The organism is Pseudomonas sp. JQ170C (genome assembly GCF_035581345.1).
Taxonomy (GTDB): Bacteria; Pseudomonadota; Gammaproteobacteria; order Pseudomonadales; family Pseudomonadaceae; genus Aquipseudomonas.
In genome coordinates this window covers 3350493-3369182 of the sequence record NZ_CP141608.1, presented here as the reverse complement: position 1 = coordinate 3369182, position 18690 = coordinate 3350493, and the positions used below count along the sequence as shown (strand labels likewise).

Genomic DNA, 18690 nt, shown 5'->3' with positions numbered 1-18690 from the left:
TTGCCCCGCGAAACGATGTGACTGATACACCGCTATCGGGGGCAAGCCCGCTCCTACAAGGGGGATCAGGCCTTGGCGGCCATGGCGGTCACTTCGACGCGCATGCCTTCCGCTGCCAGGGCCGCGACGCCTACGGCGGCGCGCACCGGCCAGGGTTTGGCGAAGTAGCGCTTGTACACTTCGTTGAAGGCCGGGCGGTCAGCCATGTCGGTGAGGTAGATGGTCAGGTGCAGCACGCGGTCCATGGAGCTGCCGGCACGCTCCAGGGCCACCTTGAGCGCCTCGAGGGTGCATTCGCTCTGGGCGGTGATGTCGCCCAGCTCCAGGCTGCCGTCGGCACGGGTCGGGATCTGGGTGGAGACCAGCAGGCCGCCGAAGCCGGTGACGTCACTGGAGATGGAGTCCACGTCCGGGTCCGGGATGTAGGTGATGTCGTGGTTGGCCATGAGAACCTCGTGTTCGATGTGAAAAAAAGGCGCCCAGTCTAATCCCTGGGCCCACGCTGCGCCCAGAAATCCTCTTGCCGGGGCGCGGGCGCGATCACTTCAGCCAGGCGGTGAATTGTTCCTTGCAGTATTCGACGAACAATTGCGCAGGCTTGGTCAGTTGGGCGCGCTTCAGCCACCCGGCCACCAGCCCGGAACCGGTGACATTCTCGGCCAGCTCGACGCAGACCACCTCCTGGCCGTCGTAGGTGCAGGTCAGGTGGGGGCGAGTCACCAGCAGGGCAAAGCCGAAGCCCTGGCCGACCATGCCGCGGACCATCTCGATCGACGGCGAACTGAAGACGATGTTGGGGTTCAGTTGCAGCTCCTCGAAGATGCTCACGAAATAGGTACGGCTGGGCTGCACGTCCAGCAGGATCATCGGCTCCAGGGCCAGGTCACGCAGCGACACCTGGGCTTGGCCGGCAAAGCGGTGCCCGGCCGGCACCAGGGCGTAGGGACGCTGCGGCGCCATCAGCGCTTCGGTCTCGATGGTGCTGTCCAGGTCATGGTCGTAGAAAATCGCCAGGTCGAAACGCCCGCCGGTCAGGCCCTGCACCAGTTCCTGTTGCTCGCCGTCCTGCAGGCGGATCTCCACCCCCGGGAAGCGTTCGTGAAACCCCTTGATCAGGCGTGGCAGGTAGAGCGGGGCAACGGTCTCGAAGCAGCCGATGTCGATCTGGCCGCACACCACGTCATTGTCGGCCAGGGCGTTCTGCTCGAACTCCCGGGCCATGCGCAGCAGTTCCTGGGCCTTGCGGTAAAAGCGCGCGCCACTGGGCGTGAGCGAGACCCCCTGGGCATGGTGGCGGATGAACAGCTGCACGCCGAAGCTGTCTTCCAGGCCCTTGATCGCGGTGGAAATCGACGGTTGCGCGATGTACAGCTTGCGCGATGCTTCGGCCACGCTGCCGCATTCGACGGTGGTGACGAAGTACTTCAACTGACGCAAGGTATAGGACGCCACAGTGCACCTCTGGCTGATTGTTTGGCTACACGATACCCCGCCGGGCGTTGCGCCTTGCAGCGGATTTTGCTGGGCACTGAGCATATTTTCGCTGGCCAACCATTGATCGCCTCGATGGCACGCGGGGTGCTGGTGTACCTCCAACGGATACGGCCAGGATTTCACCCGGCCGGTTTCTTGAGGTAATTGCCATGAGCAGCCCACGCCCTGATGACGATCCGCTCTGGAAGGACCCGCTCAACAACCCGCAACGCGAACACGACCCGGTCACCGACCCCAATGTCGATGGCGACCCGCAACGGCGCGAGCATCCTCAGGATGTCGAGCGTGTGCCTGATGATCCGGAGCTGGACGATCGCCTGCCTGAACCGGACCAGCCGACACCGCTGTCGGATGATCGCCGTTGAAGGCTTGGTCGCTTTAGCCACCGTTCCGAATTTGCAACGCTGTAATGTGCCAACACCGCTTCCGCCGGTCCATCACTGTGACTAAGGTAAGTAGCACAGTGTGTCGAGGGAGCGGTATGCAGCCACTGATCAACTATTTCCGGATGGTCCTGCACCCAGGGCCGGACACGTTTCGTTTTGCCCTGCGGACCATCGTCGCCTGCCTGCTGACCTTGTACCTGGCCTTTATCTTCGACCTCGACCAGCCCAAGTGGTCGATCATGGCCGTGTTCATCGTCAGCCAGCCGCTGGGTGGCATGACCTTGCAGCGCAGTTTCGCCCAGGTGGTCGGCACCACCGTGGGGGCGGCGGTGGCGGTGCTGATCATGGCGCTGTTCCCCCAGGCGCCCGTGCCTTTTATTGTCACCCTGGCGTTGTGGCTGGCGCTGTGTACTGCCGGGGGCACCTTGCTGCGCTACACCAGTTCCCATGCTTTTGTGCTCAGCGGCTTTACCGCCGTGGTGGTCGCCATGCTGGCGATTCCCGAGCAAGGCAATACCCTGATGCTGGCCATCACCCGGGTCACCGAAACCCTGCTGGCGGTGGCCTGCGTGTGTGCCGTCAGCCTGCTCGGCGCCCGGCCCCAGGCGGTGGCCACGGGGTATTTCGCCAAAGTCGACAACCTGATCAAGCTGATGGCCGCCCACGCCGCCGCGGCCATTCGCGGCGAAGAAACCAGCGCCGCGTTCAGTCAGCGACAAATGCAGATTCTCGGTGAAATCAGCGCCCTGGAAGGACTGCGCCGCCACCTGTACTTCGATGCCCCGCACTTGCGTGGCGCCAACGGCCTGGTGCAGTTGCTGGGCAATCAGTTGGTGCTGCTCAGCTCGCGCCTGACCGTACTGCGCAATCAAAAGCTGATGATTGCCGAGCGCTGGCAGGGCGCGTATCCCGAGTTCATCAACCGCCTGCTCACCGACGAACTGGCCTTCCTCGATCAATTGGCGCAACAGGGCAGGGCCATGCCGGCCAGTGCCCGCGAACACTTCAGCGCCTTGCAGCGTCGTTTCGACCAGGCGGCCCTGCAGGCCGAGCAACTGCAGCACGACCTGCCACCGACCCTGCGCTCGCTCGCCTGGGCCCTGCGCTGGGAACAGGCGCGCTTGCTTGAGCAGCTGGGTGAAATGCTGGAGCTGAGCGATGCGATCCAGGATGGGCGTGCGGGCGACTGTGTCTACCGCCAGCCACTGACCAATCCGCTGCACCTGGATTTTCGTCTGGCGGCAATGAACGCCAGCCGCGCCTTCATCGCCTTGCTCGTTGCTGGCGTGATCTGGATCGAGACCGCCTGGGACGGCGCCCGCGCCGGCGTGATTCTGGTCGGTATCCTGTGTTCGCTGATGGCGACCTTTCCACGCCCGTTGATGGCGGCGCAGAACTACATGCGCGGCCTGGGCATGGCCTTGGTGGTGTCGGCGCTGTACCAGTTCTGGCTGATTCCCCAGGTGGTGGACTTCGAGATGCTCGCGCTGTTGCTGTTGCCGTTGCTGTACGTGGTGGCGGTGGGGCTTTCTACCCCGATGACCGCGGGCATCGGCATGGGCCTGGGGCTGTCCAGCTTCCTGCTGTTCGGGCCGCAGAACATCGGTGCCTGGCAGAACACCGCGATACAGTGGTTCGAGTTCGCCGGCGCCTATATCTGTGGCGGGGTGCTGTCGCTGCTGGTGTATGCCTGGCTGTTTCCGTTCAATCCGCGCCTGCGCATCGAGCGCTTGTTCCGCGAGACCCGCGAGCAGGTCTATGCCTTGCTCAAGGGCCCCACCAGCGATGAGCGGCAGTTTGCCTTTGAAAGTCGCATGGTCGACCGCCTGACCCTGATCCTCGGGCTGCTGCCCGCCACCCAGGACCCGCGCTCCAAGGCGCTGTTCGAGGTCAACCTGGCATGCATGGCGCTTGGCGTGGCCTTGCGCCAGTTGCAGGAGCAGGGGCGCAGTAACCTGCTACTGGCCGAGGCGACCCGCGAACGTCTTGAACACGTGCTGCGCAACACCGGTCGCTATGTGGCCGGGCGCACCCGGGGCCAATTGCCGGCCTTGCTCGAGACCCTGCAGGCGCTGGGCGAGGACCTCGACACCCTGCACAGCGAACAGTTTGAAGCGCCCGCCGAGCAGCTGCGCTCGCTGTTCAGGATTCGCGTGGCGCTGCTGGTCATCGCCGGGTTCCTGCGGCACTACAGCACCTACCTTGATCCCGCCGCCGAAGGAGTACCGGCCCTTGCCCATTGATTTCGAGATCGGCGGCGTCTACCTGCCACCGATTGCCCAGGCCTTGCTGCTGGCCATGCCCTTGCTGTTCGTGCTGCTGTGGCTGCTGCAACGCCTGGGCGTGATGCAGCGGGTGTGGCACCCGGCCCTGTTCGAGGGCGCGCTGTACACCTGCCTTTGTGCCTTGATCATCCTGTTCATGGGGAGTTGAACCTTGAAGACGTTTCTGGCCCAGGCCTCGACCCTGGCAATCGTGGCACTGGCATTGATCCTTGGCTGGTTTGCCTGGGAACACTACACCCGTGCGCCCTGGACCCGCGATGCGCGGGTACGCGCCGACGTGGTGACCTTGTCGGCCGATGTGTCCGGGCGCATCACCGCGCTGCACGTGCAGGACAACCAGCACGTGAACAAGGGCGATCTGCTGCTGGAGATCGACCCGGCCCGCTACACCCTGGCGGTGGAGCATGCACGGCGCGCGGTGGAAGTGGCCCAGGCCAGCGAAGGCCAGGCACGCGCGCAGATTGTCTCGAGCCAGGCCTTGCTCAAGCAGCGCCAGAGTGAAGAACAGCGCCGGCGTACCTTGAAGCAAGGCTTTGCGATCTCCGGGGAGGAATGGGAAAAATCCAGCACCGATGTCGCCGTCGCCCAGGCCGAACTGATGCGCGGCCAGTCGGACCTGAGCCTGGCCCTGGCCAACAGCCGACTGGCCAGCGCGGCGCTGACCCAGGCCGAACTGGACCTTGAACGCACGCGTATCGTGTCGCCGGTCACAGGCTTCGTCACTAACCTGCAGACCCGTCAGGGCGACTATGCAAGCAGTGGTGTGGCCTTGATGGCCCTGGTCGACAGCGCCTCGTTCTATGTCAGCGGCTACTTTGAGGAAACCAAGTTGCCACGCATTCACCCCGGTAGCCGGGTGGACATCACGCTGATGAGCGGAGAGCGCTTCGAGGGCACGGTGCAGAGCATCGCCTATGCCATCACCGACCGCGAAAACGAGCTGGGCAACCGCCTGCTGGCCAACGTCAACCCCAGCTACACCTGGGTCAAACTGGCCCAGCGGGTGCCGGTGCGGATCGAGATCGACCCGGCCTATGCCGGCAAGGCCGCCTTGCGTGCCGGCACCACGGCCACGGTTACCGTGCGCGATTGAAATGTCGGCAGATCATCGAATTGGCATGAAAAGATAAGGCACTGGCGCACTAAGACAAGACACGCCCTGCACAAGGGTCCATGGTGGTGACCTACAACAAAAAACTTCACCACCCAGGCTAACCCGGGTGCAGGAGCATCGTTATGCGTCACTACCTCTTTTCCCTGGTTGTCATCGTACTGGTGGGCGCCGCTACCGCATCCACCGCGCCCGACCCGGTACCGCAACACTTTTCAATCACCAGCCTGTACCTGCCCAAGGTCACCGAACACGCGACATTCAATCGGTTTTAACCCGCTGCAGGGTGTGCCGGAAGGGGCGGTGGTGGTAGGCTTTTCGCCCTTCACATGCCCTTTGAACCGTACTCCCTTCGATGATCCTCAACCTCGCGGTATTTCTCTGCACCCTGACGGCCATGGAGGGCATCGGCTACCTGGCCCATCGCTACATCATGCACGGCTGGGGCTGGTTCCTGCACCGCTCGCACCATGAACCGCACCTGGGCGCCCTGGAAACCAACGATATCTACCTGGCAGCCCTGGCCCTGATCGCCTTTGCCCTGGTGGCGTTGGGCCGCGCCGGTCATGCGCCGTTGCAATGGGTGGGGGCAGGGGTGGCGGCATTCGGGGTTATCTACGTGATCGTGCACGACGGCATCGTCCACCGGCACTGGCCGTTCAAACCCAGGCCGCGCAACCGCTACCTCAAGCGCCTGTACAAGGCGCACCTGCTGCACCATGCATTGAAGGGGCGGGACAACAGCGTATCGTTCGGCTTCTTGTATGCCCCGCCTTTGCACCGCCTCAAACGCCAACTGCGCGCCCGCCGCAAGACTCATGTGTAGGAGCGGGCTTGCCCCGCGATAGCGGTGTGTCAGGCAAATGGCTATCGCGGGGCAAGCCCGCTCCTACACAGGGGGTGCGCAATTTCATACAAGATTGCCCATCCCGTTAAGCGTACGCTGGAGCTGTTTCCCACATGGAGTACGTGCATGAGCCTGCATATCGAAACCCCGCTGCTGGCATCCCGCCCGCTGAGCCTGGCCAGCGGCCTGGACATCTGGTTGAAGCTGGACGCGCTGCAGCCTTCGGGCTCGTTCAAGTTGCGCGGTATCGGCGCCGCCTGTGAAGCCTATGCCAAGCAAGGCAAGCGCCGTTTCGTCTCGTCTTCGGGCGGCAATGCCGGCATCGCCGTGGCCTACGCCGGGCGTTGCCTGGGCCTGGCCGTTACCGTGGTGGTGCCGGAAACCACCACCGAGCGGGCCAAGCAACTGATCCGCCAGGAACAGGCCGAGGTGATCGTCCATGGCAAGGCCTGGCACGAAGCCAATGCGCTGGCGCTGTCGCTGCTGGGCGACGATGACGCCTATATCCACCCCTTCGATGACCCGCTGCTGTGGCAAGGCCACGCGACCATGATCGATGAAGTCGTCGCCAGTGGTTTCACGCCTGATGCAGTGGTGGTGGCGGTGGGCGGTGGCGGGCTGTTTTCCGGTGTGTGTGAAGGTCTGGCGCGCAACGGCCTGGGCCAGGTGCCGGTGTTCGCCGTGGAAACCACCGGCGCGGCGTCGCTGGCGGCGGCCATGGCACACAAGCAGTGGGTTGCCCTGGACAGCGTCAACACCGTGGCGACCTCGCTGGCCGCCAAGCAAGTGTGCCTGCGGGCGTTCGAGTGGAGCCAGGCGCGACCGGTGTTCAGTCATGTGGTCAGCGACCAGGCGGCGCTGGAGGCGTGCGAGCGGTTCCTCTCGGACCAGCGCCTGCTGGTCGAGCCTGCCTGCGGCGCCGCACTGGCACTGGCCTATGCGCCCAGCGAAGCGCTCAAGGGCTATGCCAAGGTGCTGGTGATCGTCTGTGGTGGCGTGACCGCGACCCTGGACCAGATCCGCCAGTGGCGGGCGGCCTGCTAGGTTGGAAAGTGTCGTTCACCAGGCACCGGGCCATCCAGGGGTTCGCCTGATCGATGCCCGGTACCAGCAATTTGCCTTCCCCCGGCATTTTCACCTGGAGTACCACATTGGCCTGATCGTCGCCGGGCAGCAGCGCTACGCTGCCGGCGGCGAGCGCCAGGTGGCCGGGGCAGGGGACATCCTGCTGATGGCCCCGGAGCATGTGCACGACGGCGCCAGCGTCGACGAGCACGGCTACGGCATTCGTATCCTGACCCTTGACCCGACTTGGCTGGCCGAGGCCAGCCGTGACCTGAGCGACGGCCGGCAAGGTCTGCCCACGCTCAACGCCACGCAGTTGCGCCACCCGCAATTGCAACGGTTGCTCAATGGCCTGCACCAGCAGCACGACCCGCTGGCCTTCCAGAGCCAGCTTTGGGACGCCCTGGCACTGTTGCTGGGCATGGGCTCCAGCCTTAGGGTCAGTGACCACGGCAACGGCTTCGATCCCAGGCATTGGCAGCAATTGCGCGAGTGGCTGGAGTCGCGCTTGGACCAGCCGCCGAGCCTGGAAGAAATGGCAGCGTTCGTCGATTTGAGCCCCTGGCAATTGCTGCGCCGTTTTCGCAATCACTGCGGGCTGCCCCCGCAGCAATGGCTGACCCAGCTACGCCTTGAGCGCGCCTTGCCTCGGGTGCTGGCGGGCCAGCCCCTGGCCGGCATCGCGCTGGACCTGGGTTTTTACGACCAGGCGCATTTCAGCCGCCTGTTCCGCCGCACCTACGGCGCGCCACCCCGGGCCCTGGTAGGCGCGGGTAGGCACAACGCCGGTGGGGGCTGAGCCGGTCACTCGGCATCGCGGGGCACGTTCGCGCCTACCAGGAGGGGTTCGCGGCTTACCCACCAGCCGAACGCTGCGGCCGTGAAGAACATGATCAGGCTGTAGATCGCCGCCGGTATCGCCATGGTCGAGTTGTTCAGCAGGCTCGGGGCCAGCGCCAGGGCGATGGCCAGGGTGCCGTTGTGGATGCCGATCTCCATGCCGATGGCAATCGCCTGGCGCTTGGGGATTTTCAGCAGGCGCGGCAGCCAGTAGCCGATACCCAGGCTGAGCAGGTTGAACAGCAGCGCGGCGCCACCCACCACGGGGGCGTAGTCCACCACGGTCTGCCAGTCCTTGACCAAGGCCAGGACCACGGTGAACACCAGGAACAAGGCCGCAATCAATTTCATCGGCCGCTCCATGCGCGCGGCAAAGCCGGGCGCCAGGCGGCGGATCAGCATGCCCAGCGCCACCGGCACCAGCACAATGGCGAACACCTGCAGCACTTTGGTGAATTGCAGTGGAATGGCCTGGTCGGCGGTCATGAAGTAGGCCAGCGACAGGTTTACCAGCAGCGGCATGGTCAGGATCGCGATCAGCGAGTTGACGGCAGTCAGGGTCACGTTCAAGGCCACGTCGCCGTGGGCCAGGTGGCTGAACAGGTTGGCCGTGGTGCCGCCAGGGGAGGCGGCCAGCAGCATCAGGCCCACCGCCAGCGCCGGGGCCAGGCCGAAGCCCTTGGCAATCAGGAAGCAAATGAACGGCAGCAGCAGGATCTGGCAGGCCAGGCCGATAAGCACGGGGCGGGGGAATTTCACCACCCGGGCAAAGTCGGCCAGGGTCAGGGTCAACCCCAGCCCCAGCATGATGAAGCCCAGGGCAATGGGCAGAAAGGCACTGAGCAATGGCGATGCAGTCATGTCCGGGTCTCACGCAAAGGGATGAGCGCCAGTGTAGGCGAGGATCTCAGGCCGCGTAGCCCGGCATCTGCGCATCGAGCTTGCGCAGCAGGGCCGGCCACGGCAAGGCGCCGCCCATGCCGGTACTGCTGCGCAGCACGCCGGCGAGCATGGCCTGGGTGCCGGCGAGGATGCTCTTGGGGATTTCGGTGAGCGCCGCGCCGCTGCCCTGGGCCATCAGCTGGATCTCGCAGGTGCGCTGGAAAATGAACATCATCAGGAACGCGTCGGCCACGCTGCTGGCGCAGGTCATCAGGCCGTGGTTGCGCAGCACCATGTAGTGGCTCAGGCCCAGGTCGGCCTGCAGGCGGGCCTTTTCTTCGGCGTGCAGGGCGACACCTTCGTAGTCGTGGTAGCTCAGGCTGGCCAGCACGAACATCGACTGCTGGGACAGCGGCAGGATACCGGCCTGCTGCGCCGATACGGCAACGCCGGCGGCGGTGTGGGTGTGCAGCACGCAATTGACGTCGTGGCGCACCTCATGCACGGCGCTGTGGATGGTGTAGCCGGCCGGGTTGATCTCGAAGGGGCTGTCCATCTGCTTGGTGCCTTCAAGGTCGACCTTGACCAGGCTTGAGGCAGTGATTTCGTGGAACATCAGCCCATAGGGGTTGATCAGGAAGTCGTCGGTGCCCGGCACCTTGGCCGAAATATGGGTGAACACCAGATCGTCCCAGCCGTGCAGGGCGATCAGCCGGTAACAGGCGGCCAGATCGACACGGGTTTGCCATTCCAGGGCAGAGACCTGTTGCTGGACATCGGAGGGTGAATTCACGCTAGGCATGGGGGCATTCCTTGTTCTTGTGGTTTTGGCCCTGAGTCTAGCCAGCCGGCGCGCGCCCGGAACTCGCCTTGGCAGCCAGACTGGTAGCCTTGCGGGTCAACCGACCGCTGAGGTTGTTCGTCTGCGGGCAGTGGTGTAGAACTGCTGCGCACCGATCGAACAAGAGTCCTTTGATGACCGAACGCACCACCTCTTCACATTGGGCCAGCACCATCGTCCAGTCCCTGGAGCACCAGGGCGTGGATTGTCGCCAGCTGTTCCAGGCCCTGGGCATGAACTACGCGGCCTTGAGCGACGCCGATGCGCGCTTTCCCCAGGACGGCATGACCCGCTTGTGGCACGCCGCCACGGCGCTCACCGACAACCCGGCCATCGGCCTTGGCATGGCTCGGGCCGTGCGGCCGTCGGCCTTCCATGTGGTGGGCTATGCGGTGATGTCCAGCCATACGCTGCTGGAGGGGATCGAGAGCCTGGTGCGTTATCAGCGCATCATCGGCGAGGGGGCCGACCTGGCCCTGCAGGCCACGGACGAAGGCTATGACCTGACCCTGGCCATTCATGGCGACCGCTTGCCCTCGACCCGGCAGAGTGCCGAAGGCTCGCTGGCGTACTTTCTGGCGTTCTGTCGCTGGTTGGCCAATCGGCCTGTGCAGCTGCGACGGGTGTGCTTTCGCAGTGAAGCCCCCCGGGACCCGGCGCCCTATGCCGAAGTATTCCAGGCGCCCTTGCGGTTCGAGGCCGAGCATTACGCCCTGTGCTTCGAGCGCGCCGACCTGCACGCGCCGCTGCCCACGGCCAATGCCGCCCTGGCCAAGCTGCACCAGCGTTTTGCCGATGACTACCTGGCACGTTTCGCCGATGGCCAGGTGACGCACCAGGTGCGCTTGTTGCTGTGTCGCCTGCTGCCCCAGGGGGAGCCGCGTCGGGAAGTCATGGCCCAGGCCCTGTTGCTGTCCGAGCGCACCTTGCAGCGGCGCCTGCAGGAGGAGGGCAGCAGTTTTCACCAACTGCTCGACGACACGCGCCGTACCCTGGCCGAGCAATACCTGGCCCAGCCGGGGCTTAGCCTGCAGGAGATCTCCTATTTGCTGGGGTTCTCCGCACCGAGCAACTTCTTTCGTGCCTTTCGGCGCTGGTTCGCCACGACCCCCAACGAGTACCGCGGCAACCGCGCACCTTAGTCGTTGGCCACGTACAGCGATTGCCGGGGACGGGCAAAAACCCGGCGCAGCATCGGCTCGAAGAACTCCAGGGGCAGGGTTTCGGCCGCCGGGTCAAAGGCGGCTGCGTCGTAGCGGGCGCAGAACTCGATGGTGCGGTGATACTGCGGGTGCTTCTTGAATTGCTCGCGTAAAAAGCGATCCATGCCCAGGTGATGGAAAAAGTAGTAACCCTGAAAGATGCCGTGGCGCTCGATCATCCAGTGGTTCTCGGCACTGACAAAAGGCTTGAGCACCGCCGCGGCGATATCGGCGTGGTTGTAGCTGCCCAGGGTGTCGCCGATATCGTGAAGCAGGGCGCAGACCACGTACTCTTCGTCTTCACCGGCGTTGTAGGCCAATGTGGCGGTCTGCAGGGAATGGGTCAGGCGATCCACCGCAAAGCCGCCGAAATCCCCTTCGAGCAACTTCAGGTGAGCGAGGATGCGCTCGGGCAAGCCTGCGGCGAAGTCGGGAAAGTGACGGGCGATGATTGCCCAGTCCTCGGCGGTACTGTCGTCCATGTGGGTAAAGCGCGCGCGTGCGTTCATGCAGGGCTCCAGGGTCAAGGCCGTTGTGGCTGGGCCGAGCATAAGAAGCCGCGGGCCTTGTACCCAATCACCCCAGGCGCCAGGTTGTTATCTTTGTTGGCCATTGTTGGCCGCGCCTGCGTCAAGGCGCCGCGCTTGTGGACCCTGGCCCCAGGCAGTAGCATTCGCGGCTTTACTCAAGGATCCGATACCCGATGCAGTTCCAGCCTGGCATTCTCGACGCTCCCGTTCCTGCTCAAGCCCGTCACCTGTTTTTCTCCCTGCACACCCCGGCCGCGCTCGCCGGCGTGCTCGATGCGCTGTTGTTGCAGGTCGATGGCAGCCGCGTGGTGGCCGGTTTCGGCGCGCCGCTGGTACAGGCGCTGGGGCGTAGCATCGAAGGCCTGCGTGCCTTCCCGCAGCTGACCGCCGCCGTCGACAACCCTTGCACCCAGCACGACCTCTGGTTGTGGGTGCGCGGCGCAGACCGGGGTGAGCTGTGGTTGCTCAGCCAGGACCTGGAAAAGCGGCTGGCCCCGGCGTTTGCGCTGGTCGAGGCCACCGACGCCTTCCGCCACAAGAGCGGCCATGATTTGACCGGTTATGAAGATGGCACCGAGAACCCGGTGGAAGACGCCGCGGTCGAGGCGGCGATCGTTGCCGGCGACGTCCCGGGGGTGAGTGGTTCGAGCTTCGCCGCGTTCCAGCTGTGGCGCCATGACCTGGACTGTTTCAAGGCCCTGCCACAGGCCGAACAGGACGACATCATTGGCCGACGCAAGTCCGACAACGAGGAACTCGACGAGGCGCCGGTGTCGGCGCATGTCAAGCGCACGGCGCAGGAAAGCTTCGAGCCCGAGGCGTTCATCGTGCGTCGCTCGATGCCGTGGGCGGACGAGCGCGGGGCAGGGTTGGCCTTCCTGGCCTTTGGTCATTCGTTCGACGCATTTGAAGTGCAATTGCGGCGCATGAGCGGGCTGGAAGACGGTGTGGTCGATGCCTTGTACCGCTTCAGCCGGCCGCTGACTGGCGGTTACTACTGGTGCCCGCCGATGGGTGAAGCCGGGCTCGACCTGAGTGCCGTGCTGGGCTGATTGATCGGGGATCGCGGGCAAGCCCGCGATCCCCGATCCGCTTCAGAACCCGCTCTCGCGCAGAAACACCGCCATCAGGTGGGTCACACCATCGGCCAGCAAGCTGCGGCGTTCGCCTTCGATTTTCAGGTGCCCGCGGGTTTCGCGCAGCGACGGCAAGGGTGCGTCCAGTTGCACCAATACCTGGAACACCGCCGTCGTCGGTATCAGCGCGCTGTCATGGGCGGCCACCGCCAACGGCCCGCCGTAGCGTGACGCCAATAGCCGGTGGCTGAGCTGGCTGGTGCGGGTGCTGGCGATGGCGATCACCTGTCCGCTGACCGGCACAGGCTGCCCATCGGCGTAAAAACGCACCCGGCCACCCTGGACCAGGCGGTGCACTTTGTCCTGGTCGACATAGGCATCGACTTGCCAGTGGCGCGGGTCGATCAAGACCCCCAGGGCTTCCTGGCGCCCCACCCATTGCCCGGGCCGCCAGTCAGGGTTCACATCCAGCCATTGCCCTTCAAACGGTGCCTGCAGGTTAAGGCGGGCGATTTCCGAGCGCGCCGAGCGCGCTTCCTCGTACTGCACGCGCAAGCGCTCACGGGTCGCCGCCTGTTCGGCAAGCCCTCCCGGCTCGGCCAGCAGGCCACCCAGGCGTGCCTGGTAGCTGCGGGCGTTGGCTTCGCTGCTCTGCAGGCGCGAGGCAATGTCGGGTTCGTCCAGTACCACCAGGGTGTCACCGGCCTTGACCGCCCCCTCGGCGCGCACTGACTGCAGGCGCGCAGGATAGGGCGCATACACCCGCAGTTGATGCTCGGCACGGGCCACGCCCACGGCGTCGATCTGGCTGCGCCAGGGCACCGCCAACAGCAGCAACAGCGCCGCCAGCAGGCCATAGAACAGCCAGCGCCGGCGCTGCGGCACGGCACTGCGCTGGGTGTACCAGTGCTTGAGCTCACGCCAGATCGGCATGGCGATAAACCACGACAGTTCCACTACCAACAGTACGATCCCCAGCAATTTGAAAAAGAACAGGTACACCGCCAGGGCAATACCCAGGAACAGCACCAGCCGGTAGGCCCAGGTGAGAAAGGCAAAGGTGACCAGCAGGCGGCGCTTGCCGACCGCAAAGTGTTCCGGCCAGGGCTCGTCCAGGCCCAGCAGGCTGCGGCGCAGGCTGACCCGGGCCAGGGCCGAGGCGCGTTCGTGCAGGTTGGGAAAGTCCAGCAGGTCGGAAAGGATGAAGTAGCCGTCAAAGCGCATGAACGGACTGGCATTGAGGGCCAGCGACAACACCCAGCTAGTGGTCGCCAGGTACAGCAGGGCATTGCGCAGCGGGCCCGGGTCGCACAGGGCCCAGCCCAGGGTGCTCAGGCCTGCCAGCGACAGCTCGGTGATGATCCCGGCCGCGGCGATGGCCAGGCGCTGCTGCGACTTGCGCAGTTTCCAGCTTTCCCCGGTGTCGGTGTAGAGCATGGGCCAGAGCACCACGAAGGCGATCCCCATGTGCCCCACCTTCAAGCCCAGGCGGGTCGCCACCAAGGCATGGCCCAACTCGTGCAAGGTCTTGGCGACCATCAGCGCCAAGGCAAAGCTGAGCAGCCCCTCGACCGAGAACGACTCGACCACGTCGTGGACGAAGGTGTCCCACTGGTGCAGCACCAGGATGATCCCCAGCACGCTCAAGGCCATCACCGCCACTGCCGTGAGCGGGCTGAACAACCAGCCCAGTGACCGGGCCAGGTGCTGCAGGTGATGTTGCGGGCGCACCAGCGGGATACGGAAGAACAGGTAGTGATGCAGCCACCAGCGCCAACTCAGCCAGGTGCGCTCGTCAGCGCGCGCCTTGAGCCGCTCCAGCGCCTGGGGGCCCGCGCGCAGCAGTTGGTGCTGTTCGAGGAAGGCCTGGAACCCCAGCACCTGGTCGACATCGGGCTTGAGGGCCGTCTGTTCGGCGATCTGGGTGCTGATCTGGCGCGGGGTCTGGCCCCAGCGCAGCAGGCACTCGAACTCCAGCCAGCCGATCCGGTAGAAGCGGTTGATCACCGTGTCCTGGATCACCCAGGCCGGCTCGCCGTTGCTGCCTTCGGACGCTTCGCACAGGCGCAGGTCTTCACGCAGTGGCGGCAAGGGCAGGTCGGCGGGCTCGCGCATTACAGGCCGCTCCAGGCACGGACCGCCGCAATCGGGCGACGCAGCAGGTAATAGCCGAGCATCACCCGGCCACCATACAGCTTGGCGGTGCCGTGCAGGCCCAGGCGGGCATGCTCCGAGGCTTCGTCGATGCTCGCCAGCAGCCGATAGGCGACCACGTTGTCATCGGTACTGCGGGCCTGGTAGCTGGTCTCGAGGATCTTGCCCTTGAGCGGCGTCAGCGGGTAGGCGGTCAGAAACAGCGTCACCTCGGCCCCGGGTTCCAGGGCAATGGCGTCGGCCACCGGCAACTGGATGAGCATCGCCGGTTGCGCTGGGTCGGCCACCTGCATGATGCGTTCGCCGGTGACCACCGGTTTGCCCAGCCAGTCGTTGGGGTCGCTGAACACCGCAACGCCCGCGCGCGGCGCCAGTACCCGGGTGCGCTTGAGCTGGGCCTGGACCGCTGCCAGCTCGGCCCGGCGCTGGCGCGCGCGGCCTTCGAGCAGGGTCAGTTCGCCCTTGCTTTGCGGGTTGTCGAAGGCGCGCTGGCTGGCGGCCGACAGTTCGGCATCGGCCACCGCGACTTCCTTGCCCAGTACTTCGGCGCGGCTGCGCAGGGTGGTTTCATCGAGGGAAAACAACGGCGTCCCGACGTCGACCACCTGGTTGGGCCGTACCTGGATCTGGTCGATGACGCCATCAATGGGTGAACTGATGATCTGCGCCTGGCGCGAGACGATTTCCGCCGGCGCCAATGCGCTCTGGCGTACCGGCACCAGCAACAGCAGCCCGAGGGCCGCCAACAGCAGCAACCCCTGGCGCCGACTCAGGCGCCAGGACAGCAGCCGGCGCTGGCGCGTCAGTGCTGTCCAGCAGTAACCCCAGGTGTCGAGCAGGGTAGGCACGGCCTGCTGCATCACCGCCGGCGGCGCCTGCTCCAGCAACAGCAGCAACAGCCCTAGGCGTTGCCCGTCGCGATCATGTACCGGCAGGCACCACAGCCCCTCGGGCCACCATTCATCCCAGCCGTCGGCGACATCAGTGGGCGGCTGCACGCTGCTGCGGGTCAGCCACACGGGGGCCGCGTCGGGCACTTGGCTGGCGATCCAGCGGCTGGCCCGCTGCAGCCACACCAGGTAGGGCGAGTCTTCGCTGGGGCGGGTCAGGCCCGACACCTGCAGCAGCTCAAGACGCTTGCCCTGCTGGGCGAACACCAGGGCCTGGTGGAACGCCAGCAGCGGGTACAAGTCGTTGGCCATGGAGAAGCTCAAGGCATTGAGCGAGTCGGCCTGCAAGGCACGATCGCGCAGGGCCCCCAGCTGTAGCAGCAGGTTGAGCGGCGGCGATTCACTCATGGTCATCGGGGAACCGCGCCGTGCCGCTCATGCCGGCAATCAATTCGGGGTACTTGTTATCGAGCTGGGCTTCGAGCTCGACGGTCTGCGCCACGGCATCGACCCGGGCATTGATGACGCTGATATGCGCCGGGTACTGCTTGCCGGTCTCAACGATATTCACCTCCAGGGGCATGCCGGGCTTGAGGTTCTTCAAGCGGGTGGAGGGCACGTTCAGGCGCACCTTGAGGTCGCCATCGCTGACCAGGTCGAACAGCGGCGTGCCGGCACTCACGGTCTGGTAGGGCTTTACATGGACCTTGGCCACTCGCCCGGCAAACGGCGCCAGCACCTGGCAATAGCCGGTTTGCGCGGCGGCCATGGCCTGGGCGCCGTCGGCCTTCTGCACTTCGGTATTGGCCATGGACACTTCCAGATCGCCCACGGCATCGAGTTTGCGCAGGTTTCTCTTGGCATCCAGGTTCTGCCGGGCCATGGCCAGCTCGGCGGCGGCCACCTTGGCCCGGGCCTGGGCTTCGCTGCAATTGAAGCGTGCCAGCGGGGCTGCCTTGGCCACGCGCTGGCCGAAGCTGCCGCGCAGCTCGGTCAGGGTGCCGGCCATCTGGCTCGACAAGGTGGTTTCCAGCTCAGGGGCCAGCAACACGCGAATGGCCGCGGCCTCATCCAGGGGCGGCGGCACCAGGGGCGCCTGGGGGGCGTCTTCGGCCCAGGCGGGCAGGGCAGTGGCGAGCGACAGCAGAATCATCACGGCAGATTCACAAGCTCGGTTGGGCATGAGGCGTTCCTTGCTGGGTGACGAGCAGGCGTTTTTGTTCCTGTTCATTGAGGGTGCGGTGGATCTCGTTGGCCAGGGTCTTGATGTCGTGCTGGTCGATCTCGGCCGGCAGGATGTCCAGGCCGATGGAGTTGTAGAGCCGGCCCCAGGCCGCCTGGGCACTGGAGAACGCCGCCTCGCGCTGGTAGCGCGAGAGCAGGTAGCGACCTTCGGCGCGGATCAGCTCGAGCTCCGATCCCAGGTTGTTGCGCTGCGCCGCCTGGGCGTAGTTGAGCAGGCTCTGGTCCACCCGCAGGCTTTCATCGGAGAACGTCACCTCCTGGCGTGCCAGTTGATAGCGCAAGGCGCCCACCCGCACCTGGGTGAGGATGGCCATCGACAGCGCGACCCGGCGCATGTCGTCGGTGTTGCCTTGCGACTGCTGGGCGGCGTTGAGCGAGGGCAGTTGCAGCAGCTTGAGCAGGTTCATCGACACCTGCAGGCCGGTGGCATTCCAATGGCTGTTGTAGGCCAGCGAGTTGGAGTCGTAGCGGTAGCCGTAGTCGAAGCTGACGTTGGGCCACAGTTGCGCTTTGGCAATCTTCAGGTCTTTCTCGTTGACCCGCTTGCGGTACCACTCTTCCATGATCTCCGGGCGGTTTTGCAGCGACAGCAGCTCCAGCTGGTCGATACCGGTACCGATCTGCGGCAGTTGCGGCTCGGGCATGTCGGCCAGGACCATGCGGGTCTTGGGTGGCAGCGACATCAAGGCTGACAGCTCGGCCTGGGCGAATTCCAGGTCCTGGCGGCGGACGGTGAGCAGGTACACCGAGTCGAGCAGGGCGCGCTGGTAGGCGAGGATCTCCTGGCGGGGCAGCAAGCCTTTGTTCTCGGCCTCGCGGGCCTGGGTCAGGGCGCGGTGGGTGCGGGCCAGCAGTTTGTCCACTTCAGGCATCAGGCGTTGCGCGGCCAGTGCGCGCCAATATGCGTTGCGTACATCCTGCAGGACGTTCTGCGCCACCTTGCGCCGGCGTTCGTCGGCCATCAGCATCTGGTCGGCTTTTTGCTGGGTGCGGTAGTAGGCGACGCCAAAGTCGAGCAGGCTCCAGCTCAGGCCCAGGCCGTAGAGTGTGCGGTAGCGGTCTTCGGAGGTCGATGGGCGCAAGCTCTCTTCGCGGTCCTCGATGCCGATGGAGGTGCCGCCTGAGTCGTTGTTTCGTCCGGCATAGCCGGCCGAGGCCACCAGGCGCGGTAGCATTTCGTGGCTGGAGACGTCGCGCAGGTCTGAGGCCAGGGCGCTTTCCATCAGTTTGAGCCGGTAGTCGAGGTTGTATTTCAGTGCCCGCGCCGCGGCTTCGTAAAAGGTGATGGGCGCGGTGACCGGTTCTTGGTCACGGTACATGCGGGCCTGGTCGTCGACGATGCGCTGGCGGTTCTGTTCTTCGGTGATGGCCTGGGGTTCCAGCGACGCGCAGGCGCTGAGTATCAAGGCTGAAGTGAGGGCCGTTATCGTAAACCGGGTCGCGTTTGTGGGCATATTCAGTCCTTTGTATAGAGCAGTGAATTCGGATCTTCACGGGTTTGTAGCTTTGTAGCTTTGTAGCTTTGTAGCTTTGTAGCTTGTGGCTTGTGGCTTTCGCGGACTTATCCATTTGCCAAGGCGGCGCCGAGTCACCTTTGCGCCCTTACGGCGCCTTACTTTTTTTCAGTCGAAAAAAAGTAAGCAAAAAATTCTCGCCCCACCAGGGGCCCTACGCTTCGCTTCGGGTCCCCTCACTCCGGTGTCGCTACGGGGTATCGCGGCCTACGAGTTGCAAGCAACTCTACGTCTCGCGACTTCGGTTAGCGCCGAAGGTGCTTCGCACTCACCCCTCCACGACACCTACGCTCGGCCCTTCTGGTTAACGGGGCAGGTAGATCAAAAG

At 64.9% G+C, this 18690-nt stretch carries 19 protein-coding genes; 10 read left to right on the top strand and 9 right to left on the bottom strand.

The features are described 5' to 3' along the window. Nucleotides 1-65: 65 nt before the first annotated feature. Entirely contained in the window at nt 66-446 is a 381-nt protein-coding gene (locus U9R80_RS15105) for a RidA family protein (protein WP_301842479.1), read from the bottom strand. A gap of 94 nt (nt 447-540) precedes the next feature. After that, nucleotides 541-1452 carry a LysR family transcriptional regulator gene (locus tag U9R80_RS15100; RefSeq protein WP_301842480.1) on the bottom strand — a complete coding sequence of 304 codons (912 nt, stop codon included), beginning with the start codon at nt 1450-1452 and terminating at the stop codon, nt 541-543. Between the two features lie 191 nt (nt 1453-1643). Here U9R80_RS15100 and U9R80_RS15095 point away from each other — a divergent pair, with 191 nt between their 5' ends. From U9R80_RS15095 to U9R80_RS15060, 8 genes are all read left to right on the top strand, one after another. Then, complete coding sequence (locus tag U9R80_RS15095) at nt 1644-1859, top strand: hypothetical protein (protein ID WP_301842481.1); 216 nt, start codon at nt 1644-1646, stop codon at nt 1857-1859. A gap of 116 nt (nt 1860-1975) precedes the next feature. Beyond that, nucleotides 1976-4123 carry an FUSC family protein gene (locus U9R80_RS15090; RefSeq protein WP_301842482.1) on the top strand — a complete coding sequence of 716 codons (2148 nt, stop codon included), beginning with the start codon at nt 1976-1978 and terminating at the stop codon, nt 4121-4123. Continuing rightward, nucleotides 4113-4313: a DUF1656 domain-containing protein gene (locus U9R80_RS15085; protein WP_301842483.1), complete on the top strand. Its 201-nt coding sequence runs from the start codon at nt 4113-4115 to the stop codon at nt 4311-4313. The genes U9R80_RS15090 and U9R80_RS15085 overlap by 11 nt, the downstream gene beginning before the upstream one ends. Nucleotides 4314-4316: 3 nt before the next feature. Then, nucleotides 4317-5258 carry an HlyD family efflux transporter periplasmic adaptor subunit gene (locus U9R80_RS15080; RefSeq protein ID WP_301842484.1) on the top strand — a complete coding sequence of 314 codons (942 nt, stop codon included), beginning with the start codon at nt 4317-4319 and terminating at the stop codon, nt 5256-5258. 143 nt (nt 5259-5401) lie between these two features. Then, a complete protein-coding gene (locus tag U9R80_RS15075) occupies nt 5402-5551 on the top strand; it encodes a hypothetical protein (protein ID WP_301842485.1) in 150 nt (49 codons plus the stop codon). A gap of 80 nt (nt 5552-5631) precedes the next feature. Then, nucleotides 5632-6102 (top strand): sterol desaturase family protein, encoded by a 471-nt coding sequence (locus U9R80_RS15070; RefSeq protein WP_301842486.1) that lies wholly within the window; start codon nt 5632-5634, stop codon nt 6100-6102. 147 nt (nt 6103-6249) lie between these two features. Further along, on the top strand, nt 6250-7167 hold the full coding sequence (locus tag U9R80_RS15065; protein ID WP_301842487.1) for a pyridoxal-phosphate dependent enzyme: 918 nt from the start codon (nt 6250-6252) through the stop codon (nt 7165-7167). Between the two features lies 1 nt (nt 7168). After that, nucleotides 7169-7987, top strand: a complete 819-nt coding sequence (locus U9R80_RS15060; protein ID WP_301842488.1) for an AraC family transcriptional regulator — start codon at nt 7169-7171, stop codon at nt 7985-7987. A gap of 5 nt (nt 7988-7992) precedes the next feature. Here the strand turns inward: U9R80_RS15060 and U9R80_RS15055 are convergent, their stop codons facing one another. Together U9R80_RS15055 and U9R80_RS15050 are read right to left on the bottom strand one after the other, a co-directional pair. Continuing rightward, entirely contained in the window at nt 7993-8889 is an 897-nt protein-coding gene (locus U9R80_RS15055) for a bile acid:sodium symporter family protein (protein ID WP_301842489.1), read from the bottom strand. Between the two features lie 46 nt (nt 8890-8935). Further along, nucleotides 8936-9712, bottom strand: a complete 777-nt coding sequence (locus tag U9R80_RS15050; protein ID WP_301842491.1) for a class II aldolase/adducin family protein — start codon at nt 9710-9712, stop codon at nt 8936-8938. A gap of 173 nt (nt 9713-9885) precedes the next feature. Between U9R80_RS15050 and U9R80_RS15045 the strand changes: the two genes are divergently transcribed. Further along, the gene (locus U9R80_RS15045; RefSeq protein WP_301842492.1) at nt 9886-10893 is read left to right on the top strand and encodes an AraC family transcriptional regulator; all 1008 of its coding nucleotides are present in this window, start codon (nt 9886-9888) and stop codon (nt 10891-10893) included. On the opposite strand, the gene U9R80_RS15040 is transcribed toward U9R80_RS15045, so the two are convergent. Continuing rightward, nucleotides 10890-11462, bottom strand: coding sequence for an HD domain-containing protein (locus U9R80_RS15040; protein WP_301842494.1), 573 nt, complete (start codon nt 11460-11462; stop codon nt 10890-10892). The genes U9R80_RS15045 and U9R80_RS15040 overlap by 4 nt on opposite strands. A gap of 194 nt (nt 11463-11656) precedes the next feature. Between U9R80_RS15040 and U9R80_RS15035 the strand changes: the two genes are divergently transcribed. Next, a complete protein-coding gene (locus U9R80_RS15035; protein WP_301842496.1) occupies nt 11657-12535 on the top strand; it encodes a Dyp-type peroxidase in 879 nt (292 codons plus the stop codon). Between the two features lie 42 nt (nt 12536-12577). Here the strand turns inward: U9R80_RS15035 and U9R80_RS15030 are convergent, their stop codons facing one another. The 4 genes from U9R80_RS15030 to U9R80_RS15015 are packed head-to-tail and all read right to left on the bottom strand — an operon-like array spanning nt 12578 to nt 18302. After that, entirely contained in the window at nt 12578-14674 is a 2097-nt protein-coding gene (locus U9R80_RS15030) for an HlyD family efflux transporter periplasmic adaptor subunit (protein ID WP_301842497.1), read from the bottom strand. Next, nucleotides 14674-16017, bottom strand: coding sequence for an efflux RND transporter periplasmic adaptor subunit (locus U9R80_RS15025; RefSeq protein WP_301842498.1), 1344 nt, complete (start codon nt 16015-16017; stop codon nt 14674-14676). The genes U9R80_RS15030 and U9R80_RS15025 overlap by 1 nt, the downstream gene beginning before the upstream one ends. Further along, nucleotides 16004-16786 (bottom strand): efflux RND transporter periplasmic adaptor subunit, encoded by a 783-nt coding sequence (locus U9R80_RS15020; protein WP_301842499.1) that lies wholly within the window; start codon nt 16784-16786, stop codon nt 16004-16006. The genes U9R80_RS15025 and U9R80_RS15020 overlap by 14 nt, the downstream gene beginning before the upstream one ends. Beyond that, nucleotides 16767-18302: a TolC family protein gene (locus U9R80_RS15015; protein ID WP_301842500.1), complete on the bottom strand. Its 1536-nt coding sequence runs from the start codon at nt 18300-18302 to the stop codon at nt 16767-16769. The genes U9R80_RS15020 and U9R80_RS15015 overlap by 20 nt, the downstream gene beginning before the upstream one ends. Nucleotides 18303-18690: the final 388 nt, after the last annotated feature.